Genomic DNA, 26,568 nt, shown 5'->3' with positions numbered 1-26,568 from the left:
GGTTAATGCTGGAGTGAATGATCAGATCAATTTGGGTCAAATCAGTGATGATTTCTTGTTGAATTCCTGGGGACAAAATCGCAACCTGAGGCGCGGTGAAACGGGTGGCAATTTCAATCAGGATTTTGATCATCTGGGTCGCCGATCGGGAACTGATGCCCCCGATCGCCCGTTGGATCCTTTGACCGGAGCGCCTCAGGAGGAAACCGCCGCGATCGCCCCAGACCTGCCCCGATCGGTCAATGTGCCTCGCAACGGTGTGCAATCTTCGGTGAAAAACGCCGTTACCTTCGGAATCAACGACTCGGAAGCCGCGATCGCCGCGAAAAATGGGCCCAAAGTCACGATCGGCACCACCACCGTTTATATCGGTTATCGCCAAGTGACCTCCGCCAACAAAGATCCGATCCTGGTGAGCTTTAACAACGGGGTCAGACGCTGGGTGCGCACGGACTACGAAACCACCAACGATGACGGTACGGGCACGGGCTTGGCTTGGGATGGCTCCAATCTCTACGCCGTCTTTACCTCCACGGGCACGCAGCCGGGCAATGGCTACAGCCGATTCACGGGCAGTGGTTGGCTGCGCGGCTACACGGATGGCAGTCCCGGCGGTGGCGGTGGCAGCCGGGTCAGCATTCTGGCCAAGGTTGACCTGGCCACGGGCAACATCCAAAACGCCACCTACCTAACGGCTCGCAACGATCGGCGCACGGTTAGCGTTGCGGACGATCGCACCAATTCCTTAACGGTCAAGGGGCTGCGGTTTTCGGGTGGGACTGTGACTGTTCAGGCCGACTCCACCTATGCGCCGCGCCGGCCCGACAAAACCTCCATGACCCAACGGGTGGGCGGTGGCGCATTGTCGGCCAACAGCAGCTACAACTACGAGGTGGTGTTGGCGGGCAATTTGGGATCGGCCCTTTCAACCAAAGCGAAGGATTTTGTTTAATCGCCCAAAACCCTAGATCCCACCGTGACAATCTCGCTAGGGACAAGGGGCTTAGGGGGTGTCGTCAAATCGCCCGAAACTCTGATTCCGCCGTAACGAGATCGTGGAGAGCAAGGGGCTTAGGGGGTGTCTGAAAAGCCAAAATTGCTACTCTGTAAGCCCCAGTGATCGACTTAGACAAGGGGCTTAAGCCCCTTGTCCCCACGACGATTGGTGCTTGCCCGTGCCAAAGAATACTTTTTAAACATCCTCTTAGGGGGTGTCGTCAAATCGCCCAAAACTCTGATTCCGCCGTAACGAGATCGTGGGGAGCAAGGGGCTTGAGCATCTTGTTCCGACGACTGGAGGATGGCAAATTAACCATTTCCGCTCAATCCCAGGCAATCACGACAGGCCCTAGCAAAGTTCATGAAGTCGATCGCAGTTTTAGGAACCTCCTCCAACGCGGGCAAAAGTTGGGTAACCACGGCCCTCTGTGCTTGGTTGCGGCGGCGGGGTCTGCGGGTTGCGCCGTTCAAGGCCCAAAACATGTCCAATAATTCCTTCGTGACCCTGGAAGGGGGCGAAATTGGGCGGGCCCAGGCGGCCCAGGCGGAGGCCTGCGGGTTGCGGCCCGTGGCGGAGATGAATCCCATTTTGCTAAAGCCGTCGGGCAATAGCCGATCGCAGTTGGTGCTGTTGGGCCAGGCCGGGGAGCATATTGCGGCGGCAGACTATTACCAACATATCGATCGCCTGTGGGAGGTGGTGGCGCAAACCCTGGCGGACTGGCGCGATCGCTGTGATGTGTTGGTGATGGAGGGGGCGGGCAGCCCGGTGGAATTGAACTTGATGCACCGGGATTTGGTGAATTTGCGCCCGATCGAGCATCTCCAAGGCCGCTGGCTGTTGGTGGGAGACATTGAACGAGGCGGTATTTTTGCCCAAGCGGTGGGGACTTATCAACTGATGCCCCGATCGGCTCAGGCCTTGGGATTGGGCTTGGTGGTGAATAAGTTTCGGGGTGATTTGCGGCTATTTGCCGATGCCGATCGCTATTTTCAGCAGCATTTGCCCCACCTGCCCTATTTGGGAACCTTGCCCTACGCGGCGGAGTTGCAACCGGAAAGTGAAGATAGCCTCTGTCGATCGGCGGAAGAGGCCCCAGCGGAATGCGATCACCCGGTGATTGCCTGGATTCGGTTTCCCTTTTTGTCCAATTCCCAAGACAGCCAACCTTGGTTGATCGATCAAGGGGTGGCGGTGCGCTGGGTGACTCGGCCGGCCGAGCTGGCCACCGCCCGGGCGATCGTGTTGCCGGGCAGCAAAAACACCCTGCGGGATTTGGCTTGGCTCCAGGAAACGGGCTTGGCAGTGGCCATTCAACGGGCCGCCGCCCAGGGTGTGCCGGTGGTGGGCATTTGTGGGGGCTATCAAATGTTGGGCCGATCGCTGGTCGATCGCACGGGCATTGCGGGGGCTGCGGGCGAGATGGCGGGGTTGGGGCTGTTGCCGGTGGAAACGGATTATTTTCCACAAAAAACCGTGCGCCAAGTGACGGCCCATTGGCCCAGTCCGGCCGGTGCAACCCCACCGCATGACATTCCGCAGGTTGATCGCTGGCAAGCCTATGAAATTCACATGGGACAAACCCGCCCGATCGCCCCTTGCGATCGATTGCTGACCCTGGAGCCGATCGGGCAACCACCGGAACCGGAAGGGGCCCGATCGGCCCAAGGATACATTTGGGGAACCTATGTCCATGGACTGTTTGAGTCGGCGGCGGTGCGCCAAACCCTGACCCACTTGGCCGGCATCACCACCCATCGCCCCAACCCCCAATCCTGGCAACAACATCGGCAACAGTTGTACGATCGAATGGCCGACCTTTTGGAAACATCCTTAACCCTGGATCGGCTGTGCGACTACCTGGAGGTTTGAGCCAATGGCGTTCGATCGACCGATGGTTTCTCAGTGGCAACTTGCGATCACCAACGTGATCACCCGGGGTTTAGGGGCGATCGGGCTGTTGGCCCTCGTGACCTTGGGCACGCCCACCGCCCAGGCCCAAAGTCCTGGCCTGTTGGACTGTATGCGCCGCGCGGGGAATGATCCCTATGCTCTGGCCCGTTGCCGCAACCCCAACGCCCAGGCTCCCAACCTCGAAGAACCAATTACGCCCTCGCCCGGCAGCGGTAACTCCGGCGGGCCGCCGCCCAGCCAACCCAATTCCGCCAGCGGCCCCGGCAGCAACCCCAATCGCGGCAATGGCTCCGCCGCCACCAGCACCGGTGTTCCGGCCAGTCGCTACAACTCCGCCAATCGATCGAGGATGACGATCGACTGCATGAGCGCCTACAGCGACCAACCCAGCGCCCTGCTGGCTGAATGTGGTGCTTGGGCCCCCAGACGCAACACCCCCAATCCTTCCGCAACGCCCCAATTCCCCACCTCTCCCAACCAAGGGCCACCCGCGCAGATCATTCGCTAGTTGAGGTTCACTGAAATTCACTGAGATCCGCTAGCTCAGATTGGCTGTTAGTCCAGGTCTGCGGTCGGTTTGGGGGCTGCCGACTCCGAAGCCTTGCCCGATCGCGGACGGGTTGAGTTGGCGCGGGGACGGGTCAAGATTCCCTGACTGGGACTAAACAACAGGGCCATCAAAAACAACCCAAAAATCACCAGGGCGATCGCCGCGCCCGAGGGCAAATCCCAATAGAAACTGCTGTACATGCCCCCGATCGCGGCCAACACCCCCAAGCCAGCACCTACCAACATCATCATGTGCAGCTCTTTGACCAACAAATAGGCCGTGATCGCCGGGCCCACCAACATCGCGATCGCCATAATCACCCCCACCACCTTCAAGCTCGTCACGATCGCCAAGGTCACTCCCGCCATCAAGCCGTAGTGAATCCAAGTGGTGGGTAATCCGGCCGCTTCGGCCCCCAAGGGGTCAAAGGTATAAAACAGTAGTTCCTTATAATGCAGTTTAATTAAAGCTAATAAAATCACTGCCACAATCACCCCGTGAAGCAAGTCTCCTTGGGTGACATTCAAAATATCGCCAAAGAGAAATCCTTCCAGATCAAGCTGCGTTTTTAGCAGTGAAATCAGGGCAATTCCTAAGCCAAAAAAGGTGGAAAAAGTTAGGGTCATGGCCGCATCAACCCGCACCCGCGATTGCTGTCGAATCCAGGCAATGACGAAGGTGCTGCACATGCCAGACATGAACGCCCCGATCGATAAATCAATACGCAGCGCATTGGCGATCACCAAACCAGGCATTACCGCATGGGCAATCACATCACCCAGCAGAGACATCCGCAGCACAATAAGATAACTGCCCACCACGGGACAAACTACGCCCACGATCACCCCGATCGCGATCGCATTACGCACGAATTCATATTGCAGAGGATCAAGCAGCCAGTCCAAAATTAGCCCTCAGCATTCAGGTGAATCAGATTCGGATTTCCAATCAGGATAGTCTCACGGGATTTGCTAACAGGCTAAAACCGATTCAAAGGGAGCATGGCGATCGACCGTTTGCATATTTTCGCCATAGGCGCGCCGAATATTATCAAGGGTCATTACCGCCTGGGGCCGATCGTTCGCCAGGAGCGATCGATTCAGCAATAGCAATCGATCGTATCGTTCCAGGGCACTACCCCACTCGTGGGAGCAAACCAACACCAAATGGCCCCGGCTGCGGAGTTCGGCAAACAAATTCAGCAGCACCAGTTCCGTTTGCTTGTCCACACCGGTAAAAGGTTCATCTAACAGAAAAAATTCTGCCTTTTGGGCCAGGGCCCGAGCCAAAAAAACCCGCTGCTGTTGCCCACCGGAAAGGGAGCCGATCGGGCGATCGCGCAAATCCCAGATATTCACCTGTTCCATGGCCGATCGAGCTGCGGCCCGGGCTGCTGGGCCCGGCGATCGCCACCACCCCGCCGCCTTGGCAAAGGCCATCATCACCACCTGCTGCACGGTAATGGGATAGTCCCAGTCGATTTGTGACCGTTGGGGCACGTAGGCCACGCAATGGCGCAGTCGCCGCAAGGGCACGCCCCGAAAGGTAATCAGGCCCGACTCGATCGGCACAAGGCCCAGCAGAGCCTTGATCAGGGTGCTTTTGCCCGCGCCGTTGGGGCCAATCAGCCCCACCAATTCACCGGGCGCGAGATCAAGCGAAACATCGTCCAGAACCGAGAGTCCGCGATAGCGAACACACAGCGATTGAACTTGCAACATGGAGGCGATGGGTTCCAGTAGGAAAGCCAACAAAACCGCCAGCCACCACCGCGCCCCAACAGCGCCGCACAATGGCAGTGACTCACGGAGATGTCGAAGATTAGTTTGAGAATGGTTCTCAAAAAAATTCTAACACCCCCCTGAGGCCCCGTCGCCCCCGGGATGGCCAAGCCCGATCGGTCTCTGGGCGATCGGGCTTGGCCCCAATGAATTGCCGTTGAATAACTGCTGATTAGCCCCTGATTAGCCCCTGATTAGCTCCGATCGCGCCTTCTGCCGTCCCTCGGTTGGTTACTGGAGTTGGGCAATCGGAAGACCGCCAAATCGCCTAAACTGAAAGGCTGTCGCAAGATTTGGAATGCGATTGGGAATTGGGATCAGCATTGGGTGCGATTCACCTTTGGGATGCACTCGATCGATCGCCCGCCCTGGCCATCAGCCTTTCACCGAACCATGAAACACACCCTTTCTGTACTTGTCGAGGACGAAGCCGGCGTTTTGACGCGCATCGCGGGTCTCTTTGCCCGCCGGGGATACAACATCGAAAGCCTGGCCGTCGGCCCCGCCGAGCAAGGGGGCGTATCGCGAATCACGATGATTGTGTCCGGCGATGACCGGATCATTGAGCAAATCGTCAAGCAGCTCTACAAGCTGATCAACGTGATCAAAGTCCAAGACATCACCGAAGTGCCCTGTGTGGAACGGGAGTTGATGTTGGTGAAGGTGAATGCGCCCAGCAGTGCCCGATCGGAAATTATCGAACTGGCGCAAATTTTCCGGGCAAGGGTGGTGGATGTGTCTGACGATTCCCTGACGATCGAGGTGGTGGGCGACCCCGGAAAAATGGTGGCGATCCTGCAATTGCTGGAAAAATTTGGCGTGCGCGAGCTGGCCCGCACCGGCAAAATTGCCCTCACCCGTGAATCCGGTGTGAACACGGAATATCTGAAATCTGCTGACCTCCGCAACTAGGGCGCTTCCGGGGCCACCGACCGGTGAGCACCCGGCGTGACACGATCGATCCCTGACTCTGACGGCTCGATCGCCAACCAACGCCACCACCGTCCCCCACAGACGGTAAAATCTGACTTTGGCGAATTGCAGCCCAACCATTCAAGTCCTAGCGTTCCCCGGTACGATCGGCCCATGATTCACGAAGTCTTCATGCCTGCCCTTAGCTCCACGATGACCGAAGGCAAAATTGTCTCGTGGGAGAAAGCGCCGGGCGACAAAGTAGCCAAAGGCGAAACGATCCTGATCGTCGAGTCCGACAAGGCAGACATGGACGTGGAATCCTTTAACGAGGGCTACATGGCCGCGATTGTGGTTGATGCCGGTGGTTCCGCCCCTGTGGGTTCCACGATCGCCCTGATTGCCGAAACCGAAGCGGAAATCGAAGCCGCCAAGGCCCAAGCAGCCAGCCTATCCGGCGGAGCAGCCAGCGCCGCCCCGGCCCCGGCCGCCGCGCCCGTTGCCACTCCGGTGGCCGTGGCCGCTGCCCCCAGTAACGGAGCCAGCGCCCCCGCAACCAGCCCCAGCGACCGCACGATCGCCTCGCCCCGCGCCAAGAAGCTGGCCAAAGAATTGAAAGTGGACCTCAGCGGCCTGAAGGGGTCTGGCCCTAACGGTCGAATCGTGGCCGAAGACGTGGAACGGGCCGCCGGTCGCACCCCGGCCGCCGCTCCCGCCCCGATCGCCGCGCCCGTGGCCGTGCCCGCTGCTGTTCCGGCTGCGGCTGCTGCGGCTGCCCCATTGCCACCCATGCCCGGTCAAGCCGTGGCCATGACCACCCTGCAAAAGGCCGTGGTCAACAACATGATGGTGAGCCTGAGCGTTCCCACCTTCCGCGTGGGCTACTCAATCACCACCGACAAGCTGGACGCACTCTACAAACAAGTGAAGTCCAAGGGCGTGACCATGACCGCCCTGCTGGCCAAGGCCGTGGCCCTCAGCCTGCGCAAGCACCCGGTGGTGAACGCCGCTTACGCCCCTGACGCGATCGCCTACCGCAGCGACATCAACATCGCCGTGGCCGTGGCCATGCCCGATGGTGGTTTGATCACCCCCGTGCTGAAGAATGCCGACCAGGTGGATCTCTATTCCCTGTCGCGCAACTGGCAAGACCTGGTAACTCGGGCCCGCAGCAAGCAGTTGCAACCGGATGAGTACACGACCGGCACTTTCACCCTGTCGAACTTGGGCATGTTTGGGGTCGATCGCTTTGATGCGATCTTGCCGCCGGGCCAAGGGGCAATCTTGGCTGTGGGCGCGTCCAAGCCGACTGTGGTGGCCACCGATGACGGTTTGTTGGGTGTGAAGCGGGTGATGCAAGTGAACCTGACCGCCGACCACCGGATCATCTACGGTGCCGATTCGGCGGGCTTCCTGCGCGACTTGGCCGCCCTAATCGAAGGCGATGTGCAATCCCTGACGCTGTAGGTTTTCCCTAGCGCGTTTTCTGGTTCCCATCCTTCGTTGAACATCATTAGCGCGATCGACCTAAACAGTTGATCGCGCTTTTGTTGGAAGCTAAATTTCGATCGCTTGCAGTTCTCCAGTAGGTTGGGTTGAGCTTTGCGAAACCCAACTCAATCACCACGAACCTTACTGTTGTTGGGTTACCCTTCGGGAAGCAAGCTACGTGCCTCAACCCAGCCTACAAAATGACCGTTGATCAGCCCATTTTGGGAAAAGGGGTTAAGGATCAGAGCTTCTAACTGATTCGTGAAAGAAGTCTACTGACCTAGTGCTCCGCTTCAAGCTTGCTAGTGCGGCAAACAGGGAGGCTGACTATTTGAAAATCAGCTCGATGGCCAATGATCTTAGAGGATGTCTGAAAAGCCAAAATTAATACAATGCTTGCTCCAGCGATCGACGGAAACAAGGGGCTTAAGCCCCTTGCTGCCACGACTATTGGTGCTTAGTTCGGGCCGAAAGATACTTTTCAGGCATCCTCTTAAATGGATCTTACTTTTACAGTTCTAAATACTGTTGCGAGTAATCTAAGAATCTTGCAAAACAAGCGTTTCAGCGATGGCTCAGGCGGGATTTGAACCTGCGACCTTGGGCTTATGAGTCCCCTGCTCTAACCTCTGAGCTACTGAGCCTTGATGCGTCTTCAAATCTCTAGGTTACGGAGATTGTTTGAGTGGTGATCGTTTAGTTAACGGAACAAAACTCAATATTTTTGACGCGAGTATGTATTATACGCCATGGATGAAAAATCGCAAGGGTGCTGGCCAAATAATTTGGATGCAGCCCTACAAAATTCTCAACAACCGGCCAAGATTTTAAGATTGGTTGAGGTTTTCGCCTTTCGCGACGCGCAATTAGGCGATTCTCGATAGGATGCGATCGCCTGGCCCCGTTTGGGCCCGGTGGCATCATGCATCAGGGCAAAGCGTTCCCGATCGCGATCGAGGCGACTACCATCGGTTTCGATTAGCATGAATCGCGCGAGCCAGTTGCTCTGCCCCCTTTTTTAGTAACCCATCACGATAAAACCGCACAACAGCAATGGCAGAACAGCAAAAACCCACCGTCCTCATCACCGGTACTTCCTCGGGAGTCGGGCTGTACGCCGCTAAGGCCCTCGTCAATCGTGGCTGGTATGTGGTGATGGCTTGCCGGAATTTGGAAAAAACCCACGCGGCGGCGGCCGAAGCGGGCATTCCTCAAGATAGCTATACGGTGCTCCAAGTGGACTTGGGGAACCTCACCAGCGTGCGGATGTTGGTCAGCGCCTTTCGATCGCTGGGCCGATCGCTCGATGCACTGGTCTGCAACGCTGCCATTTATATGCCCTTGATTAAGGAACCGCTTTGGAGTCCTGAGGGCTATGAACTGACCATGACCACCAACCATCTGAGCCACTTCCTGTTGTGCAATCTGATGTTGGATGACATGAAGCTCTCGAACTATCCCGATCGACGGATGGTGATTTTGGGCACGGTAACCCACAACCCCGACGAATTGGGGGGCAAAATTCCGCCTCAGCCCGATTTGGGCAACCTCGAAGGCTTTGCACAGGGCTTCAAAAACCCGATTTGCATGGCCAATGGCAAGAAGTTTGAGCCGGTGCGGGCCTACAAGGAAAGCAAGGTTTGCAATGTGCTGACCATGCGCGAGTTGCACCGTCGCTTCCATGAATCCACTGGAATTACGTTCTCTTCGCTCTATCCCGGTTGCGTGGCCGATACGCCCCTCTTCCGCAATCACTATCCCCTGTTCCAAACCATCTTCCCTTGGTTCCAAAAGAACATCACTGGGGGCTATGTGTCCCAGGAGTTGGCGGGCGATCGGGTGGCGCAGGTGGTGGCGGATCCTGACTTCAAGCAGTCGGGGGCCTACTTTAGCTGGGGCAACCGCCAGAAGAAGGGTCGCGAAGCCTTCCTGCAACGGGTCTCGCCTCAGGCCCGCGATGAGCAACGGGGTCAAAGAATGTGGGATTTGACTCTGAAGCTGGTGAATTTGGCCTAGAAATTGCTAGCCATTCGCGGTCAATGGCAATCGTTCAGAGGCAAGGGGTTTAGGCCCTGTCGTCATTTTTTGAGGTGATGCTGAAACGGTTGATCTTCTATGCCCTAATCGTCGCAACAAGGGGCTTAAGCCCCTTGTCCCCCACGATCGATCCGCTAACGCCAGATCTGGGGTTTCGGGCTAAACCACGACACCCCCTAAACCCCTTGTCTTTTTTGTTGAGGTTGAAGTTGACCAGGGTTTGAATTGAGCGGCATGGGCTTTTGGGCGGCGATCGGGGAAGGAAGTTGCAATCGATCGAGCCAGGCCATGTTGTCGCCACCAAGGGGTTGAATTTGCCCTTTTAACTCTGTCTCGATCGCCTCGCGAAACGGGGGCATCAGGTTCAGGACGTATAGATCACTGACTGGTGGGGTCATTTGCCCGATCGCCGTTTTCAACAATTGCAAATCACCGGGGTTGACCTGCCGAAAATCTGAGACCAAATAGAATGGCACATTGGGCCGCAGACGTAGCGCCAGGGCGATGGTGTTGCCCGCTCGATAACCAAATCCATCCGCAATCACCAAGGGGTTAGCGGCGGCGTTGATCTGTTCCGCAAAAGCAGGCAAGCTAACACTAATGCCTTTGGCCCAATTGGTGGTGGCGGTAATTAATTGCCAACTACCATTCAGGCTAATGGTTAACAACAGGCTGGCCCCGATCGCGGCGAGACTGCGGCGCAGGGTTGGCCCATGGGTCAGGCCTTGGACAATCAGAATCGCAAAGGCAATTTGCAGCCCTAGGTAGGTCGGAGTCCAGTAGCGCGTTGAGATGGAGCGCAGCCCGCCATCGAGCAGATCCGGGATGACTAAGAGGCTGGTGGAGACCAACGTGAAACTCAGCACCCAACCACTCACCCACCGGGGCAGCCGTCGCTGAATCCAAATCAAGGATCCCAGGGCGATCGCGCAAAACAGCCCCGCCCCCCACCAACCAGCGCCCACAGGAACCCAATCCGTGAACCCTCGCAAAGTTTGAATTACCAATCGGCGGAGCACTTGAATGCGCGGCTCTTCATAGGCGGTCATCCAGGCGGTGAGCTGGCGGGCAGCTTCCCAATGGTTCAACAACACCAGCGCCCAGGGCAAGAACAACAGCCCACCGGCCAAGCCGGCCAGGACGAGCGATCGCACCCGCCAGCCCAGTCGTCCCCGATCGAGCCACAACACATACAACCCTTGACCCACGGATACATAAACCGTCAACAGGGAGGTGTATAGCCCCAGCGCCAAAACCAAGCTGTAGGGCCACCAGGCCCGCACCCGATCGCCCCAAGTTGCCGCCCGCTCTGTTAACCGCAAAGCACGCAGCAGCAGCGCCCCCAACACCAACAGCAACGCCGCCCACAGGCTATATTCCCGCGCCTCTCGCCCATAAAGCACATGGAACGGGGACAGGGCCACCAGCGCCATGGCCACCCAGCCCACCAGGGGCGATCGGGTTAACTCCCAACAGACCCAATACAGCGCGGGAAAAACCGCCAGCCCAAAAATCGTGGGCAAGCTCCGAAGGGCGGCGGCACTGCTGCCAAAGCATTCCATCCAAAACCGCGTTAACAGGTAATAGAGCGGTGGATGCTCCGGATTGCCAATCACAGAAGCAAAAACGGTGTACCAAGGCTGTCCCTTGGGCCCCAAATAGGCAGCCAATTCCGGCTGCATGACCAGTTTGTTGGCAAATTCACGAGCCTGGAGCACCGGCAAACGATGGCCGGCGGCGCTCACGGCTGTCAATACTTCGTCATGCCAAAGGATATTGTGATCAATGGCCCAAAGACGAAGGCCAATGCCCAACAATAAACAGCCGATCGCCACCCAACGGATGACGATTTGCCAGGATGAGGCGCTCGATCGAGTCGGGTTCATGGGCCATGCTGATGGGTAACCGAATTTAAAAGCTAACCGATCGATAAATTTTGGACAGGGGTAACGTTAAATTGCCGGTGGCGATCGAGCAAGTTTCTGTCAATCCTTCGGTTCTTCGCCAACGCCAGTCGCCGTCTTCACCCAACCAGAATCGATCGATTGCCGGTTCTTCCTGAGCCACCAACAGATATTCCCGAAACTCAGGAATTGAGCAATATTTACTAAACTTTTTCGTGCGATCGTAATCCGCCGTTGAAGGTGACAAAACCTCAATAATCAGCTTGGGATTTAACACTTCATCTCGCCGTCCATCGGAAAAGCTGGGGTCACCTTCAATCACCATCAAATCAGGATAAGTTCCGTGATTGTAGGTCGGCAGCCAAAGACGCATATCCAATGCAAAAACCGTGAAGGGTGGATCTAGATCTAGGAGCCGAATCAGGTTCAGACCAATTTGGTTATGACTTGAAGTACCACCGGTCATGGGGATTGATACTCCATCGGAATATTCATGGCGAGTTTCGCTTTTTTCTTCAAGGGCGCGATACTCGTCGGGTGTGAGGCTGGCAGCAATTAACTGGGCGGCAATCGAAGCAGTCATGGCAGGACGATCGCAAGAACTCTCTCCAGCATAGCCACTGAATTCAGATCCCATTCGGGGACGATTCCGCGCGATCGCCCAGCCGTTCAAAGACGAAGGCCGATGCCCAACACAACACAACCGATCGCCACCCAACGGATGACGATTTGCCAGGATGAGGCGCTCGATCGAGTCGGGTTCATGGGCCATGCTGATGGGTAACCGAATTTAAAAGCTAACCGATCGATAAATTTTGGATAGGGGTAACGCTAAATTGCCGGTGGCGATCGAGCAGGTTTCTGTCAATCCTTCGGTTCTTCGCCAACGCCAGTCGCCGTCTTCACCCAACCAGAATCGATCGATGGCCGGTTCTTCCTGAGCCACCAACAGATATTCCCGAAACTCAGGAATTGAGCAATATTTACTAAACTTTTTCGTGCGATCGTAATCCGCCGTTGAAGGCGACAAGACCTCAATAATTAGCGTGGGATTTAACACTTCATCAGTGCGATTTTCGGTGAAGCGTGGCTCACCTGTAATGACCAGCACATCCGGATATATGCCCGTTTGCCATTCCGGTAACCAAACGCGCAAATCATTGGCATGAACGGTATATTCCGTTTCGGCCCAAGCTGTAGCCAGCAGCACTATCAAGTTAGTAATAATTTGGCTATGTCGATAGCTGCCACCGGTCATGGGGATTGATACTCCATCGCAATATTCATGGCGAGTTTCGCTTTTTTCTTCAAGGGCGCGATACTCGTCGGGTGTGAGGCTGGCAGCAATTAACTGGGCGGCAATCGAAGCAGTCATGGCAGGAAAATCGCAGGAACTCTCTCCAGCATAGCCACTGGATTCAGATCCCATTTGGGGACAATTCCGCGCGATCGCCCAGCCGTTCAAAGTCGCAAACTTTCAGCCTGAAATTAGGGGTCGATCGCCAGGGCCAGCTTGCCAATCAAACCGCCCCGCTCCAGCAGTTGGTGGGCCTCAGCAGCGCGATCGAGCGGGAAGGTTTGGTGCAACTGGATTTTGAGTTGGCCCGCATCAATCCAGGCCGCGCATTGACGCAAAATCTCCGCCTGATGTCGCAAACCCGCATCCCAATGCTTCAGCAGCGGCGTGAGCATCAACTCCAGCCCAATTCGCAAGTTATTGTTGCGGGCAACCTTCCAGTTGGTGTTGGCCGCAGGTTCCAAAATCGTCACCACGTCGCCGTAGGGCTTCACCGCCGGAAAGGTAGCCGTCAGCAAGTCGCCACCCACCGTGTCAAAGGCAATATCCACGCCTTGGCCGCCCGTCCAGCCCTGCACAGCGCTCACGAAATCTTCTTGGCCATAGAGAATCGGGCGATCGCACCCCAACCCAACCACAAAATCCGCCTTCTCGGGCGTGCTGACCGTGGCGGCCACCTCCGCGCCCCAGCGCTTGGCGAGCTGAATCGCCACATGGCCCACGCCCCCAGCCCCGGCATGGATCAACACCTTTTGCCCCGTCGTCAGCCGCGCCCGATCGCGCAGGGCCTCCCAAGCGGTAATCAACACCAAGGGAGCCGCCGCCGCTTCCACAAAACTCAGGCGATCGGGCTTGGGGGCTAGGCAACGGGCATCCACCGCCGCCCATTCCGCATAGTTACCCGCCGGGCCGCCCAAGCCGCCATAGCAAAAATAAACCGCCTGTCCCGGCTGCCAGCCCGTCACCTCGGAGCCGATCGCTTCAATAATCCCAGCCCCATCACACCCCAACACCTGGGGCGTTGCCTCGGGGTAAAACGTGCCGCGCGATCGCAACTTGGTATCGATCGGGTTAATGCCCGCCGCTTTGAGTTTCACCAACACTTGGCCCGCCGTAATCTCCGGCTGGGGTAAATCTTGGATCTGCAAATTTTCCGGCCCACCGGGCTGACTCAGGGCGATCGCTTTCATCAAATTGCTCTCCAGTCCATATCATCGAGATATTTTCAAGGCAATTACTTGCTTTTCTTAGCTGGATTTTTACGACTCAGCCAACTTCGGATAATGCTAACAGCCACCGGAGCAAAGGCATCTAACTTCTCCCCTTGAGGTTTTTGTAAATCATGAAGTATCTCTTCGTAGAAGTCATATAGAAAGTCATCTTCTTCTAAGTCTTGCATTAGCCCTTTATCGGAATTGATGCCATGCTCCCAAAATAAGGAATTAACGAGTTGTCTGCGCTTCTCAATCAGAGCTAGGTTAGGCTTGTTACGATCACCTAGATTTAGAACTTGAATAGTTATACAGGCACGCTCGGTTAGTCCCTCTACGCGACCACTAATTTTAAATAATAGTTCTGTCTCGCACTCATCCATGACTGGAGTTAAAGGTAATGGTTGCGACTGATGCGATCTGCCGCATTGCCCTGGCGTATCGCAACTGGCAACAATATTTTGAAAATCAAGTGTTCGCTTCGGATTGAGGCTCTGCGCTTCTAAATGTTCATTATGACAGTCACCAATATCTTTGATTCTCTGACAGCAATAGGCACAGAGATAGTATTGCTCTGATAAGCTCTTTTGCCGGATATCAATCCGAACGCTGGGGTCTAGATCTTGATATTGTCCTTTGGGATGCTTCTTTTTCCAAGTCGTTAAGCTTGCAGGCTCTGTGCTTTTTCTAATGACTCGCATGACGAAGTTCCTGTTTTCGCAAAAGTAGTTTTGCTTTGATGAGTTCAATATGATTCTCAGGCAGTTCTTGGCTTAGTTGTGCCAGTAAGCTTCGGGCAAGCTCTAAGTTCACATCCTGGATGGCATCCAGTAAATCACCTAACCGCTCATCAATAGCTTGACTACGGATTCTGGTATCCATAATCTCAAGCAACACTGTATTCACATCTTGACCATACTGGGGGGGAAGCTCGTGAACTTCGCCGTCACTCAAACCATAGAGTAAAACATCTTTGTAATCACTGATGACTAATGATGAATGAGTAGTCAATACAAATTGACAATTAGGAAATGTTTCAGCAAGGTGTTCACAGATTTTTCGCTGCCAAGAAGGATGGAGATGTAGATCAATTTCATCAATCAAAACAATCCCCTTACCTGTCAAAGGGTTATCAAGACCGGGATTCAGCATGGCTAGACGACGAGCAATATCGCCTACAAGCGCCATCAGAGATTTTTCACCCTGCGATAATTGAGCAACATTTAGTGTTTCACCGTGCTTATCAATTGTCATGTGAAGACGCGGCTTACGACGAACTCGTAAATTTTTCATATGAGGCATAAACTGGCTAATCGCTGTACGCACTGCCATGAGCTGCCGATCCTTCGCAGATGCGTTGATCTGTTTGAGTCTTTCCCAAAATTCGGGTGTAACGTCAAACAATGGTATTTGACTGAAGAAGTCTTCAGAAATAGTCGATTCATTTTCTGCATCTTCTCGTTCACGAAACCATTCAAAAAATCGGCGAAAGTCAACTCCTTGATTTAAGGAATTATCATAGGCATCTAATTGAAAAAAAGTATGTTTGGTCTTAATTTTCAAGGGAATATCAAGTACGATTCGTTCGACGGGGTAAAATGCAATTAATGGCAAACTCGCAGTTTCATCATCAGTCAAAAAATCTCGGTAAACTTCTGCCAACCGAGTACAGGCAATGAGATTACTCGAAAATGATGAATTACGACCTCGCCTAAGCTTTGCGAGTGTCCATTGAAAGCCTTCATCTTTAATATGGTTTTGGTGCTGAACTTGAGATTCATCAATCTCTACTTTTACTTCGATTAAACCAGCATTAGCTTTGTTTAAAATTTCCTCTTCTAAAATTGAGTTACCCACTCCTTTTTCGGTTCGCAGTCGAGAGATGAACCAACTCAAAGAAGTTGCTATTGCTTTTAGAATTGACGTTTTTCCAGCACCATTGCTGCCAATAAAAATTGTAATGTTACTGTGATTCTTAAGTGTTGGAGCAATAGAAATTTCTTGATCTGAAAACAATCCAATGTTTTTTAATTTGATTGACTTGAGTTGCATAACAAAAGGGAAATATTTGAAATACCCGTCTATGTTTTATCAGAAATTTCAAGGTTGAGCTATGGTCGCTTAGAAATTAACTGCCTTCGTAAACTTTATGCGAAATATTTTTAATGGAGTGGACAATGCCTGGCTTACCCAGGCACTACTGATTGAGGCTGCTAGTCTCAAGTAACTAATAACTATCGATCGCCCTTGATCACTTCTCCGTCCACGTCCGGCGGGCCAGCGGGGCGATCGAGTTCCTTTTCATCAGGATTCAGCTCATCGCGAAAACCACGCAGGGTTTTGCCCAAGGCCCCACCCAACTGCGGCAACTTTTTGGGCCCAAAGATCAGGATCGCTACCAGCAAAATCAACAGCACTTCCGGCCAGCCCAGTCCAAACACGATCGCGCCTCTCCTACGAAATAACCTACTGAAGTAACCATCCCTCACGTCACCCGCAAACAAGGACACAGACAAGGGGCTTAAGCCCCTTGCCCCCACGACTTGCTCGCGGCGAAGTCAAGGTTTGGGGTAATGCACCTGGGGCGATCGACCCCCCACGTTGCTTTGATCAATAGCACCAATTGCCGGATCTGACTGACTCCATCACCAGCGCAAATCGTCAAATCCGCCACAAACCCCAAGCGATCGCCCAAAGTATGGCAACCTAAAAAACTGGGCAACCCATTTATTTGGGCAACCCCTTGAACCATCCGCGCCTTCAGACCTACCCCGCGCCATCCGCGATCGGAGCGAAGCCATGCAAACCCTGCCGAAACCCCCCGTTCCCAACGGCAGCATCGCCACCAACCTAGACGATCGACTGTTTGACACCACGATCCATCGTCGCCAAACCCGCCCCGTGCAAGTGGGCGACATCACGATCGGGGGTGGCCATCCGGTCGTGGTGCAGTCGATGATCAACGAGGATACCCTCGATATTCCCGGTTCGGTCGCCGCCATTCGTCGTCTGCATGAGATTGGCTGTGAAATTGTGCGCGTCACCGTCCCCAGCCTGGCCCACGCCAAGGCCATGGAAAGCATTCGCAAAACTCTGGAAGACACCTACCGCCCCGTGCCCCTGGTGGCCGACGTACACCACAACGGCATGAAAATCGCCCTGGAAGTGGCTAAGCACGTCGATAAGGTGCGGATCAATCCGGGCTTGTATGTGTTTGAAAAGCCCCGCGCTGACCAGGACTACAGCGCCGCTGAATTCGAGGCGATCGGCAAGAAAATTCGCGAAACCCTGCAACCCCTCGTGGAAACCCTGGGCGAGCAGAACAAATGTATGCGGATTGGCGTAAACCACGGCTCCCTCGCGGAGCGGATGGTGTTTACCTACGGTGACACGCCCTTGGGCATGGTGGAATCGGCATTGGAATTCCTGCGGATTTGCGAAGACATGCAATTCCAAAACCTGGTGATCTCCATGAAGGCCTCCCGTGTGCCCGTGATGCTGGCGGCCTATCGGTTGCTGGCCAAGCGGCTGGATGAAGCCGGGATGCCCTACCCGATCCATTTGGGTGTGACGGAAGCGGGCGACGGCGACTATGGCCGGGTCAAGTCCACCGCCGGGATTGCCACCCTGCTGGCGGAAGGGATCGGCGACACGATCCGCGTTTCCCTGACGGAAGCCCCCGAAAAGGAAATCCCCGTCTGCTACAGCATTTTGCAATCGCTGGGCTTGCGGAAAACCATGGTTGAATATGTGGCTTGCCCATCCTGTGGGCGGACGCTCTTTAGCCTCGAAGAGGTGCTGCACCAAGTGCGGGAAGCGACTAAGCACCTGGTGGGATTGGACATTGCTGTGATGGGCTGCATTGTGAACGGCCCAGGCGAAATGGCCGATGCGGACTACGGCTATGTGGGCAAAACGCCGGGGACGATCGCCCTCTACCGGGGACGCGACGAAATCAAGCGCGTACCAGAAACCGAGGGTGTGTCAGCGCTGATTGAACTGATCAAGGCCGATGGCCGTTGGGTAGACCCACCCACCAGTTAAGCCAGTTAAGCCGGGCGATCGACTGTTTTTGATGTGGCCCTAGCCCTAAACCAGCTTCCCAGACTGTTCCTCAGGCTTGCCTTTGCGCTTGGTGGCCGGACGCTGGCAAGCTGGTTTGGCATAGCCGTTTGGCAAAACTGTTTGGCATATTTGGCCGCAAAAGTCAGTGGCCAATCACACTTGCCAATAACATTGCCCATGCGAATTGGCAATCCTGGGCTAGAATCATTACAGATTTTTACAAAAATCGTCTTTCCGAGACCCAACCTGCTGGACCGCTTGCTGCCAGTGGGGCCCGTGTGAACCCATCGCTAATCAACCTATGAGCCTCCCGATTCGTAACGTTGCCATCATTGCCCACGTTGACCACGGTAAAACCACCCTGGTTGACGCGCTGCTGAAGCAATCTGGCATTTTCCGCGAGGGCGAAGAAGTGCCCACCTGCGTGATGGACTCCAACGACCTCGAACGGGAGCGCGGCATCACGATTCTGTCAAAAAATACTGCGGTTCGTTACAAAGAAACCCTAATCAACATCGTTGACACCCCTGGCCACGCGGACTTCGGTGGCGAAGTGGAGCGGGTGTTGGGCATGGTGGATGGCTGCGTGCTGATTGTGGATGCCAACGAAGGGCCGATGCCCCAAACGCGCTTTGTGCTGAAGAAAGCGCTGGAAAAGGGTCTACGCCCGATCGTGGTGGTGAACAAGATCGATCGCCCGCGCGTGGAACCCATGACCGCCGTGGACAAGGTGTTGGATCTGTTCATCGAGCTGGGAGCCGATGACGACCAGTGCGACTTCCCCTACCTGTTTGCTTCGGGGATGGCTGGCTTTGCCAAGAATGACTTGGCCGACGAAAACAAGGATATGCAACCCTTGTTTGAAGCGATTCTGGAGCATGTGCCTGCGCCCGTGGGCGACCCCGAAAAACCCTTCCAACTGCAAGTGACCACCCTGGACTATTCCGAATATCTGGGTCGGATTGTGATTGGCCGGATCCATAACGGGACGGTAACCGCCGGTCAACAAGCGGCTTTGATTAAGGAAGACGGGTCAATCACCAAGGGTCGGATTACCAAGCTGTTGGGCTTTGAAGGGCTGCAACGGGTGGAAATCGAGCAGGCTTCGGCCGGGAACCTGGTGGCCATTTCCGGTTTTGCCGATGCCAACATTGGGGAAACTTTGGCCAGCGCCGAAAACCCCGAAGCGCTGCCGCTAATCAAGGTGGATGAGCCAACGCTGCAAATGACCTTTGTGGTGAACGATTCGCCCTTTGCCGGTCGTGAGGGCAAGTTTGTGACCTCGCGGCAAGTGCGCGATCGCCTGATGCGCGAGTTGGAAACCAACGTGGCTTTGCGTGTGGAAGAAACGGACTCGCCCGATCGCTGGGCCGTGTCTGGTCGGGGTGAGCTGCACCTGGGCATTTTGATCGAAACCATGCGCCGCGAGGGCTACGAGTTCCAAGTGTCGCAGCCGCAGGTGATTTTCCGCGAAGTGAACGGCCAACCCTGCGAACCTTACGAATTGTTGGTGTTGGATGTGCCCGACGATGCATCCGGTAGTTGCATCGAAAAGCTGGGAACCCGTCGCGCCGAAATGCAGGACATGCGTGTGGGCGAAAACGGCCGTACCCAACTGGAATTCATCATCCCGGCGCGGGGTCTGATCGGGTTCCGGGGCGAATTTATGCGCATGACCCGAGGCGAAGGGATCATGAACCACAGCTTCCATGACTACCGCCCGATCGTGGGAGATATCGACACCCGCCGCAACGGGGTGATGATTTCCTTTGAAGAAGGCGTGGCCACTTTCTACGCCATGAAGAACGCTGAAGATCGCGGTGTGTTCTTCATTGAACCGGGCACGAAGGTTTACAAGGGCATGATTGTGGGTGAGCACAACCGCCCGCAAGACATTGACCTGAACGTGTGCAAAACCAAGCAGCTCACCAACCACCGCGCGGCCGGCGGCGATGAATTGGTGCAGTTGCAAGCGCCGGTACAAATGACGCTGGAACGGGCGCTGGAATATATCGGCTCCGATGAAATGGTGGAGGTGACTCCCGAATCAATTCGGTTGCGGAAGCTCCCGGCAAAAAAGCTCGCTAAGCGCTAAGTCGTTTTAGGGCGATCGCTCCGGGGCGATCGTCTTTCCCATCGGGCAGGAGAGGCACTGATCTCTCCTGCCTTTTTGCTGTCTGGAGTTTTGTGCTAGCCTCGATGGGTAGCTCTCCAGCAGCTCGCAGCGCCAGTCTATTTTTACTGATCTATTAGCCAGTTCAAAAACTATGTTTCTCAAGAAAGTTCATGTTAAAAATTTCCGTGGACTACAAGACGTAGTGCTTGAGTTCAATCAATCTTTATCGCCTTCTGTTTTCCCCGTCGGCAGCTTAAATGGTGGCGGCAAAAGCACGTTACTCCAACTCATTTTTATTCTTCTTCGCTGTTCTGCTGACCCACAAAAACATCACTACATTAGAAATATTCTTCAACTCGATTTAGGAGACGAGGAGTATGAACTCATCCGGTTCGTCATCAATCATCAAAATGAAGATATTGATCTTCGCTTCATAGTTGCATCTCATCAACTTTCTGACCAGTCATTAGATGTTTTTTATGAATTGACAGAAATAGAAAAGACACTTAAGCGTGATTTTGGATCAGACATTAGTCCAAACATAATTAATGGACATATTTTGGAACTCAGACAAATTATTCAACGACTGAAAGAGTCTAAAAATTTACTAACAATTGATCAATGGCGACGCATTAAGAATTTTGCTGAAAATCTTCAGAATTTTTTAGATCAACATAACTGGTCAGATAGACTATCTTTAGCTAGAAGATTGACAAATAAGCTAGATCAATTTAATGTGTCAGCTCCAAAAAATGGAACAATGATTTCTCAACTCTTAAATGAGCTATTAAATGAACTTGAAGATGTTAATTTTGATCTCAACGGATTAATTGGTCAGTTGATTAGTTACAACAAGTCAGTCCAACATATTCTCGCGCAGCTAGGTCAGGTTGGATATAAGCACATCACTCAATTATCAGAGAAGAATCTCTTATTCTGTGAAACCTCATCCAGCCAGTCCTTTTTGAGCTTAATTTCTGAGCATATTTATTTGGCATTTCCTTTGACACAGTTTGCGCTTTTTCTAGATAGAAATTTCTTGAAAGAAGTCTTAAGCATTGAGGGAGATCTGAATTACATGAAATCCTTGAAGTCTGTTAAAGAAGATTTGGGGAGTTTGTACACTTATGAATTTTTTCCAGTTCAAATGCTGATAGACATTTTTCAGCGCTGTATCAAAGAAGATACCAAGATTGGCTTAAATTCTGATGCTTATGGCACTTCTTTGATGAAACTAAAGAAAGAGATTAATGAATTTTTTACAGATAAGACTGTTTCAATTGAAAATGACTTTACAACCATCTTACTTAAGAAAAGAGACTCTGATCAAGCACTATTGCCTGAAGATTTGAGTCATGGTGAATTGAAGAAATTTGGAATCTATCTCTGGTTAAAGTATACAAATATCAAAGATGCGATCGTGCTGATGGATGAAGTGGAAATTGGTTTCCATCCTGATTGGCAATATGAAATTATTCATGAGCTACTAGAATGGTCGAATAATAACCAATTCATTCTAGCGACTCATTCTTATGATCTTTGTAGTGCAGTTACGCCTGCCCATGTCAATGAAATTGAACCCAGGCTCAATTCAAAAAGACAAGATAGCCAGGATAGTCAGTAGACTGACCCAATCAAGACCATGAGTTTAAATGATGATCAAGTTTGGAACTTGGCAAACTCAATTATCAGATGCCGTGCTATTAGAAATCGAGCAGTTATCCTTTGTGAAGGTAAGGTTGATCCTATTCCTGATAGCAAAAGAATCAGAAAGAGTCCTGGGAATTATCGACAGGAAGACTTTGATGATTCCAAATTTTATCGAAAATGCCTACCCAGATATTTACAACGCGAATACTGTCCTCAATTCTTCAATTGTGGAAGCCAAGCTAGTGTCATAAAAGTATTTCATCAACTTCTTGAAATTCATAATCTCGATCCAACGAATAGTCACTTAAGTACTGATAAGCTTTTTGCCTTGGTAGATTTAGATCTTGGTAGACAACCAGTTCACAAATACATATTTCCAGATATTGAGTCAATTTATAAAGCCATTTACCACTCTGATTCTGAAAATCTAAGTTTAGACGATCATCAAATCTACACCACGGGACTCATTCATAAAGAAGCTTATTTCATTTTGCCAGAGCTAGCGAAAGAGGTTTTTAACGAATTTCTAGAAAGATTCCCAAAATTGCAGCACTCTGGTCAACCATTCAACCTCAAGGTTATCTATCAAAAGTTAATTAACAGTATTGGTAACGATCCAAGAATCAACGAGCACTTTGATATTGTCAAGCAACGGCTTCAAAATTATTTATTGCCAGAAGAGTTAATAGATCTAGATCCAATCAAACTTCAAGCAATTCTAAAACAGCGATTTGAGGCTTGCGCTAATGAACATTCTTGGGACTCTGAAGAAGGGCGATCGCTTTTAGTGAAAGCTGTCCTCGTGATCACAAAGGTCAAAGACTTGGCTTGGAATCAAATTACAGATGGTGATGATTACCCTTTAGACTCAAAAGTAATTCGTGATCAGTTGACTCTTAATATTGCAGAATATTTTTCACAGAATCATGAATTCTTGAGAGATTTTCATATTATGGAAATTCTAAAATTTATTGCTGAACAGTCTAGACGTTAATGTCATAAAGATTACGCTAGCTTGCTTTTGAAAAACAATGAGGTTACGTGATGTCCTCTGATCGATCGACTTATGAAGCGGATTTTTATGCTTGGACACAAGAGCAGGTGAAACTGCTGGAAAGTCAAGCATGGGATCAATTAGATCGCTGGCATTTGATTGAGGAAATTGCTGCTTTGGGTAAGCAACAGCGCCAGGAGTTACGTAATCGGCTGGCAATTTTGATTGGGCATCTGTTGAAGTGGCAATACCAAGAAAACAAACGCAGCCGCAGTTGGTTGGCAACCATTCGGGTGCAGCGGCGCGATATTCAACGACTCTTGCAAGACAGCCCTAGCTTGAAAGCCTATCTAGCAGAAGCCGTTCAGGATGCTTATGAGAACGGGCGAGATTTGGCGATCGGGGAAACGGATTTACCTGAAGCCGTTTTTCCAGAAGCTTGTTATTACTCGATCGCCCAAATTCTAGATGCTGAATTTTATCCTGAAGAATCCGAAGAATCTAAATAAGAAGTTTCTGTGAGATTTTTGTTCAAATTACAAATCGAGCTGAGGCTCTGTGTTTAGATAGAGTCCAGTAGTTGCTTGGTGATCTCAATGCTTCATCAGCTTTTATGCGGTGCGATCGCCCTGGTTATCGGCTCCACGGCGATCGCACCGGCCCAGGCCCAACAGCGACCCAACACCCAATCAGCTCCCAGCAGCCGTTCCACCACCCCGCCCGATCCCAACTGCCCGATCAAAGGCAACATCTCCCAAACCACAGATGGCCAAAGCACCGGGCGACGGCTATATCACCTGCCAGGAATGCGGGACTACGAGCGCACGGTGATTGACCTATCGCGCGGGGAACGCTGGTTCTGTTCCGAGGCGGAGGCGATCACGGCCGGCTGGGCAAAGGCCCCACGCTAGCCACCAAGGAAAGGGGCCAGGTCGATCGACCCAGCCCCTCCAAACAGAAGTGAAATTTTTGGCAGTCTTCACAGGACAGAATTTCTCGTCCTGTTCTAATCCGTGCAGTTCTAGATTGTGAACGTGCTGGCCGCAACGTTGGTCACATCGGTTGCTGCCACAAAACCCGCAGCCGCCGTATCTACCAATACTGCCAGGTACTTCTTCACACCACTTGCGTCGGTGTAGGTTAGCGCCAAATCTGATGTTGCAGCCACGCCCGCCACATTCACCACTTCCGGCGTAATCACCACACTGGTCAGGCCAGGGCCAAGACCAATTTTGTCAGCGCCAGTGGTGAAAGTCGTGATCTGATCCGCTGTCAGCGCGCTGGTCGTCAAGTCACTAGCTTGGAACGCAAACACATCAACACCCGCCGCGCCTGTCATTCGATCAAGACCTGGGCCACCGACAATCGTGCCACCACCAGCGCCCGCCGTAATCACGTCATCACCCGCGCCGCCCAGCAACTTATCACCTGCGATCGGGCTACCCGTAATCGCATCGTTACCATCGCCACCATCGATCGAAATGGGAGCTGTCGGCGCAACTGCCCCAGGCGCAAAGGTATCGTTACCGCCTTCACCGCGAAGGATTGCTGGAGCCGTGTTTGAGTAGGTGAACTGATCGTCTCCACCGCCACCATTAATCCCGCCGGGGAAGGTAGAGAGCAAGCCTTGATCAGCCGTGATCGCATTCGGATCATTGTTGAACTGTAGTGTACTGCCAACAGCCGAGCTACCGGGCGGCGTGGTTGTGGTTGAAGTTGACACATCCTTGATCGTCAACACCGAAGTGACCTGAGTGCCCAACGTACCGCCAGTGGGGGCCGTCAGAGTCAGATTCACCGTTTCATCGGCTTCTGGCGTGATCGCATCGGACAAAACTGGCACGTTCACCGTCTTGGTCGTTTCACCCGCCGCGAAGCTCACCACTTGGTTCGCCACTGCCGTGTAGTCCGAGCCAGCCGTCGCCGTGCCGCCTGTACCGGTCGAGAAGGTGACGGAGCCAGCTTGGGAGGTGTCGCCCGTGCGGGTGATGTTGATGGCCGCTTGTACCGTGGCCGTGCCTTCCGTCGCCGTGTAGGTTGCGCCGCTGAATTGGAAAGTGGAAGAGCCAGTGGTTCCGCCGCCACCCGTTGCGCCCTTGTCCACGATCGTCAAGATTGCCGAATCCTGCTTGCCCAAGATTGCGCCGCCCGTGGGACGAGACAGCAACATCCGAATCGTTTCGCCGCTGTCAGCCAAAGGCGCGTCGTCAATCAGATCCACCTTGAAGGTTTGGCTAATTTGACCCGGCGCAAAGTTCAGGGTTTGGTTGAAGGTTTTGTAGTCCGCGTTGGCCGTTGCCGTGCCGCCCAACACGCCCACATCCACGGAAACCGCGCCCGCCGATTGGTTCACATCCCGCGTCACGGTCACTTCCACTTGGGAACCTTCCGTGCCGGTCAGGTTGGCCACCGAGAATTGCAGTGCGCCTTGGGGTGGCACAGATCCCGGCTGCACACCATCGGAACTGAACGTGCCGGGGGTGTTCATCAGTTGGTTGGCGCTGACCCCTTTCACCACCGCCAAAATTTGGTTGTTGCCTTTGTCGCGAATGATGGCGCTGCCAGCGGTTTGACCGGAACCATCAAAGATTTCCAGGTCAGACATCGTGACTCCGCCAATCAGCCGGATTTGGTCTTGGCCAAATTGGCTGAAGTCTTCAATCACATCGGCTTCCAGGATGGTGGAACCGCCGGTGGAGATTTGACCGGTCTGGGCCGAGAAGCTGTCGCTGCGGCGACCGATCACAAAGGTATCGTTGCCTTGGCCGCCGCGCATGGTGTCTGCGCCCAGGTCGCCAGACAACACATCATCGCCGTCTTCGCCAAACAGCAGGTCGTTGCCTTTGCCGCCATACAGCTCGTCGCCGCCGCTGCCGCCATACAGTTGGTCGCTGTCCATGTTGCCGAACAGCAGGTCGTTGCCGAGTCCGCCCAACAACAGGTCATTGCCAGCGCCGCCGAGCAATTCATCGTCGCCGGATTCCCCTTCCAGGGTGTCTACGCCTTGGTTGCCAAACAGGCGATCGTTGTCGTTGCCGCCCAGGATCCGATCGTCTCCGTTATAGCCCCGGATGATGTCGTTGCTATCCAAACCGCTGATCACATCATTCCCGGCCAGGCTGTCGAGGGCGGCTTGGGTTTCAGTAATGGGGATGACATCGGGAAAGTTGGTTCCGTTAATAACAGCCATTGACTCCTCCAGTGGACTTGAGTTGCAAAAGGTGAGCTGTTGAGTTGAAGAGGCGCGGACGAACAGCCGCAACCATTGCGGTCACGAGTTCGAGTCCCAAACGCTGGTGCAAGTCCTGCATTCTTGGGTGCTTAGGGGCCGGTGGAACCGGAACCGCTATCGAGGTGCAAGTGAATTGCTGTTGCGTTCCCTGTGCGGGTTGGTGAACTGTGGTTCGCTGCCTATTCCTTCGGGAAGCGATCGAAGAATCCGGAAGTGGGAGAATTTTTTTGGGGAATTTTGCGGGAACAAAATGTTCTGAAAAGTTTTCAAAAAGTTCCCGCAATTCTTGATTTTTCTGGAAACTGATCGGGAACGATCGCCCTGTCTGGTTCGTCTGGGGAGCGACTGTTGGGAACCGGATTTTCAGGATCGGACAGATGGCGATCGGGCCTTGGTCAAAGTTTGGGTGGAGTG

Annotated in this window: 23 protein-coding genes and 1 tRNA gene; 12 read left to right on the top strand and 12 right to left on the bottom strand. The window is 53.4% G+C overall.

The window, feature by feature from the left end; translation table 11 throughout:
- The first annotated feature begins 13 nt into the window (after positions 1 to 13).
- The 3 genes from AC2IAX_RS12605 to AC2IAX_RS12595 all read left to right on the top strand — a co-directional run bounded on the left by AC2IAX_RS12605 (position 14) and on the right by AC2IAX_RS12595 (position 3,422).
- The gene (locus AC2IAX_RS12605) at positions 14 to 952 is read left to right on the top strand and encodes a hypothetical protein (protein ID WP_494387789.1); all 939 of its coding nucleotides are present in this window, start codon (positions 14 to 16) and stop codon (positions 950 to 952) included.
- A 408-nt stretch (positions 953 to 1,360) separates the two neighbouring features.
- The gene (locus AC2IAX_RS12600; protein WP_494387788.1) at positions 1,361 to 2,872 is read left to right on the top strand and encodes a cobyric acid synthase; all 1,512 of its coding nucleotides are present in this window, start codon (positions 1,361 to 1,363) and stop codon (positions 2,870 to 2,872) included.
- A gap of 4 nt (positions 2,873 to 2,876) precedes the next feature.
- Entirely contained in the window at positions 2,877 to 3,422 is a 546-nt protein-coding gene (locus tag AC2IAX_RS12595; RefSeq protein ID WP_494387787.1) for a hypothetical protein, read from the top strand.
- Between the two features lie 47 nt (positions 3,423 to 3,469).
- Here the strand turns inward: AC2IAX_RS12595 and AC2IAX_RS12590 are convergent, their stop codons facing one another.
- On the bottom strand, positions 3,470 to 4,372 hold the full coding sequence (locus tag AC2IAX_RS12590) for a metal ABC transporter permease (RefSeq protein ID WP_494390384.1): 903 nt from the start codon (positions 4,370 to 4,372) through the stop codon (positions 3,470 to 3,472).
- A 63-nt stretch (positions 4,373 to 4,435) separates the two neighbouring features.
- Positions 4,436 to 5,185 (bottom strand): metal ABC transporter ATP-binding protein, encoded by a 750-nt coding sequence (locus AC2IAX_RS12585; RefSeq protein WP_494390383.1) that lies wholly within the window; start codon positions 5,183 to 5,185, stop codon positions 4,436 to 4,438.
- Positions 5,186 to 5,638: 453 nt separating this feature from the next.
- Here AC2IAX_RS12585 and ilvN point away from each other — a divergent pair, with 453 nt between their 5' ends.
- Both ilvN and AC2IAX_RS12575 read left to right on the top strand, forming a co-directional pair.
- Positions 5,639 to 6,157, top strand: a complete 519-nt coding sequence (ilvN, locus tag AC2IAX_RS12580; RefSeq protein WP_099533066.1) for an acetolactate synthase small subunit — start codon at positions 5,639 to 5,641, stop codon at positions 6,155 to 6,157.
- A 174-nt stretch (positions 6,158 to 6,331) separates the two neighbouring features.
- Positions 6,332 to 7,624 carry a dihydrolipoamide acetyltransferase family protein gene (locus AC2IAX_RS12575; protein WP_494387786.1) on the top strand — a complete coding sequence of 431 codons (1,293 nt, stop codon included), beginning with the start codon at positions 6,332 to 6,334 and terminating at the stop codon, positions 7,622 to 7,624.
- 595 nt (positions 7,625 to 8,219) lie between these two features.
- On the opposite strand, the gene AC2IAX_RS12570 is transcribed toward AC2IAX_RS12575, so the two are convergent.
- Together AC2IAX_RS12570 and AC2IAX_RS12565 are read right to left on the bottom strand one after the other, a co-directional pair.
- A tRNA-Met gene (locus AC2IAX_RS12570) sits at positions 8,220 to 8,292 on the bottom strand.
- Between the two features lie 164 nt (positions 8,293 to 8,456).
- Complete coding sequence (locus tag AC2IAX_RS12565; RefSeq protein ID WP_494387785.1) at positions 8,457 to 8,633, bottom strand: hypothetical protein; 177 nt, start codon at positions 8,631 to 8,633, stop codon at positions 8,457 to 8,459.
- Between the two features lie 68 nt (positions 8,634 to 8,701).
- Here AC2IAX_RS12565 and AC2IAX_RS12560 point away from each other — a divergent pair, with 68 nt between their 5' ends.
- Positions 8,702 to 9,664: a protochlorophyllide reductase gene (locus AC2IAX_RS12560; RefSeq protein ID WP_099533996.1), complete on the top strand. Its 963-nt coding sequence runs from the start codon at positions 8,702 to 8,704 to the stop codon at positions 9,662 to 9,664.
- 197 nt (positions 9,665 to 9,861) lie between these two features.
- Here the strand turns inward: AC2IAX_RS12560 and AC2IAX_RS12555 are convergent, their stop codons facing one another.
- From AC2IAX_RS12555 to tatA, 7 genes are all read right to left on the bottom strand, one after another.
- Positions 9,862 to 11,571, bottom strand: coding sequence for a glycosyltransferase family 39 protein (locus AC2IAX_RS12555; RefSeq protein WP_494387784.1), 1,710 nt, complete (start codon positions 11,569 to 11,571; stop codon positions 9,862 to 9,864).
- 25 nt (positions 11,572 to 11,596) lie between these two features.
- Positions 11,597 to 12,172: a Uma2 family endonuclease gene (locus AC2IAX_RS12550; protein WP_494387783.1), complete on the bottom strand. Its 576-nt coding sequence runs from the start codon at positions 12,170 to 12,172 to the stop codon at positions 11,597 to 11,599.
- A 207-nt stretch (positions 12,173 to 12,379) separates the two neighbouring features.
- Entirely contained in the window at positions 12,380 to 12,964 is a 585-nt protein-coding gene (locus AC2IAX_RS12545) for a Uma2 family endonuclease (RefSeq protein WP_494387782.1), read from the bottom strand.
- 113 nt (positions 12,965 to 13,077) lie between these two features.
- Positions 13,078 to 14,076 carry a zinc-dependent alcohol dehydrogenase family protein gene (locus AC2IAX_RS12540; protein WP_494387781.1) on the bottom strand — a complete coding sequence of 333 codons (999 nt, stop codon included), beginning with the start codon at positions 14,074 to 14,076 and terminating at the stop codon, positions 13,078 to 13,080.
- Positions 14,077 to 14,120: 44 nt separating this feature from the next.
- Positions 14,121 to 14,798, bottom strand: coding sequence for an HNH endonuclease family protein (locus AC2IAX_RS12535; RefSeq protein ID WP_494387780.1), 678 nt, complete (start codon positions 14,796 to 14,798; stop codon positions 14,121 to 14,123).
- Entirely contained in the window at positions 14,785 to 16,149 is a 1,365-nt protein-coding gene (locus tag AC2IAX_RS12530) for an AAA family ATPase (protein WP_494387779.1), read from the bottom strand. Before AC2IAX_RS12530 ends, AC2IAX_RS12535 begins: the two co-directional genes overlap by 14 nt.
- 182 nt (positions 16,150 to 16,331) lie before the next feature.
- Positions 16,332 to 16,538, bottom strand: a complete 207-nt coding sequence (gene tatA / locus AC2IAX_RS12525) for a twin-arginine translocase TatA/TatE family subunit (protein ID WP_190353443.1) — start codon at positions 16,536 to 16,538, stop codon at positions 16,332 to 16,334.
- Positions 16,539 to 16,896: 358 nt separating this feature from the next.
- Here tatA and ispG point away from each other — a divergent pair, with 358 nt between their 5' ends.
- The 6 genes from ispG (at position 16,897) to AC2IAX_RS12495 (ending at position 23,833) form a co-directional block, all read left to right on the top strand.
- Positions 16,897 to 18,141, top strand: coding sequence for a (E)-4-hydroxy-3-methylbut-2-enyl-diphosphate synthase (gene ispG / locus AC2IAX_RS12520; protein WP_099532671.1), 1,245 nt, complete (start codon positions 16,897 to 16,899; stop codon positions 18,139 to 18,141).
- A 322-nt stretch (positions 18,142 to 18,463) separates the two neighbouring features.
- On the top strand, positions 18,464 to 20,257 hold the full coding sequence (gene typA, locus AC2IAX_RS12515) for a translational GTPase TypA (RefSeq protein WP_099532669.1): 1,794 nt from the start codon (positions 18,464 to 18,466) through the stop codon (positions 20,255 to 20,257).
- 172 nt (positions 20,258 to 20,429) lie between these two features.
- On the top strand, positions 20,430 to 21,902 hold the full coding sequence (locus AC2IAX_RS12510; protein WP_494387778.1) for an AAA family ATPase: 1,473 nt from the start codon (positions 20,430 to 20,432) through the stop codon (positions 21,900 to 21,902).
- A gap of 18 nt (positions 21,903 to 21,920) precedes the next feature.
- Positions 21,921 to 22,922 carry a hypothetical protein gene (locus AC2IAX_RS12505; RefSeq protein ID WP_494387777.1) on the top strand — a complete coding sequence of 334 codons (1,002 nt, stop codon included), beginning with the start codon at positions 21,921 to 21,923 and terminating at the stop codon, positions 22,920 to 22,922.
- A 50-nt stretch (positions 22,923 to 22,972) separates the two neighbouring features.
- Positions 22,973 to 23,431 (top strand): DUF29 domain-containing protein, encoded by a 459-nt coding sequence (locus AC2IAX_RS12500; protein WP_494390382.1) that lies wholly within the window; start codon positions 22,973 to 22,975, stop codon positions 23,429 to 23,431.
- Positions 23,432 to 23,518: 87 nt separating this feature from the next.
- A complete protein-coding gene (locus AC2IAX_RS12495) occupies positions 23,519 to 23,833 on the top strand; it encodes a sunset domain-containing protein (protein ID WP_494387776.1) in 315 nt (104 codons plus the stop codon).
- Positions 23,834 to 23,943: 110 nt separating this feature from the next.
- Here AC2IAX_RS12495 and AC2IAX_RS12490 read toward each other — a convergent pair whose 3' ends face one another.
- Complete coding sequence (locus AC2IAX_RS12490) at positions 23,944 to 26,112, bottom strand: Calx-beta domain-containing protein (RefSeq protein WP_494387775.1); 2,169 nt, start codon at positions 26,110 to 26,112, stop codon at positions 23,944 to 23,946.
- Between the last annotated feature and the right edge of the window lie 456 nt (positions 26,113 to 26,568).

Source organism: Limnothrix sp. HT2024 (genome assembly GCF_059138625.1).
Note: the sequence above shows the minus strand (reverse complement) of the source record. Positions and strands in the feature narration are given on the sequence as shown.

What these genes read in the sequence shown, in the direction of transcription:
- AC2IAX_RS12600 (WP_494387788.1), top strand. Translation starts at nt 1,361, where the DNA reads ATGAAGTCGATCGCAGTTTTAGGAACCTCCTCCAACGCGGGCAAAAGT.
- AC2IAX_RS12595 (WP_494387787.1), top strand. Translation starts at nt 2,877, where the DNA reads ATGGCGTTCGATCGACCGATGGTTTCTCAGTGGCAACTTGCGATCACC.
- AC2IAX_RS12585 (WP_494390383.1), bottom strand. Translation starts at nt 5,185, where the DNA reads ATGTTGCAAGTTCAATCGCTGTGTGTTCGCTATCGCGGACTCTCGGTT.
- ilvN (WP_099533066.1), top strand. Translation starts at nt 5,639, where the DNA reads ATGAAACACACCCTTTCTGTACTTGTCGAGGACGAAGCCGGCGTTTTG.
- AC2IAX_RS12575 (WP_494387786.1), top strand. Translation starts at nt 6,332, where the DNA reads ATGATTCACGAAGTCTTCATGCCTGCCCTTAGCTCCACGATGACCGAA.
- AC2IAX_RS12565 (WP_494387785.1), bottom strand. Translation starts at nt 8,633, where the DNA reads ATGCTAATCGAAACCGATGGTAGTCGCCTCGATCGCGATCGGGAACGC.
- AC2IAX_RS12560 (WP_099533996.1), top strand. Translation starts at nt 8,702, where the DNA reads ATGGCAGAACAGCAAAAACCCACCGTCCTCATCACCGGTACTTCCTCG.
- AC2IAX_RS12555 (WP_494387784.1), bottom strand. Translation starts at nt 11,571, where the DNA reads ATGAACCCGACTCGATCGAGCGCCTCATCCTGGCAAATCGTCATCCGT.
- AC2IAX_RS12550 (WP_494387783.1), bottom strand. Translation starts at nt 12,172, where the DNA reads ATGACTGCTTCGATTGCCGCCCAGTTAATTGCTGCCAGCCTCACACCC.
- AC2IAX_RS12545 (WP_494387782.1), bottom strand. Translation starts at nt 12,964, where the DNA reads ATGACTGCTTCGATTGCCGCCCAGTTAATTGCTGCCAGCCTCACACCC.
- AC2IAX_RS12540 (WP_494387781.1), bottom strand. Translation starts at nt 14,076, where the DNA reads ATGAAAGCGATCGCCCTGAGTCAGCCCGGTGGGCCGGAAAATTTGCAG.
- AC2IAX_RS12535 (WP_494387780.1), bottom strand. Translation starts at nt 14,798, where the DNA reads ATGCGAGTCATTAGAAAAAGCACAGAGCCTGCAAGCTTAACGACTTGG.
- AC2IAX_RS12530 (WP_494387779.1), bottom strand. Translation starts at nt 16,149, where the DNA reads ATGCAACTCAAGTCAATCAAATTAAAAAACATTGGATTGTTTTCAGAT.
- ispG (WP_099532671.1), top strand. Translation starts at nt 16,897, where the DNA reads ATGCAAACCCTGCCGAAACCCCCCGTTCCCAACGGCAGCATCGCCACC.
- typA (WP_099532669.1), top strand. Translation starts at nt 18,464, where the DNA reads ATGAGCCTCCCGATTCGTAACGTTGCCATCATTGCCCACGTTGACCAC.
- AC2IAX_RS12510 (WP_494387778.1), top strand. Translation starts at nt 20,430, where the DNA reads ATGTTTCTCAAGAAAGTTCATGTTAAAAATTTCCGTGGACTACAAGAC.
- AC2IAX_RS12505 (WP_494387777.1), top strand. Translation starts at nt 21,921, where the DNA reads ATGAGTTTAAATGATGATCAAGTTTGGAACTTGGCAAACTCAATTATC.
- AC2IAX_RS12500 (WP_494390382.1), top strand. Translation starts at nt 22,973, where the DNA reads ATGTCCTCTGATCGATCGACTTATGAAGCGGATTTTTATGCTTGGACA.
- AC2IAX_RS12495 (WP_494387776.1), top strand. Translation starts at nt 23,519, where the DNA reads ATGCTTCATCAGCTTTTATGCGGTGCGATCGCCCTGGTTATCGGCTCC.
- AC2IAX_RS12490 (WP_494387775.1), bottom strand. Translation starts at nt 26,112, where the DNA reads ATGGCTGTTATTAACGGAACCAACTTTCCCGATGTCATCCCCATTACT.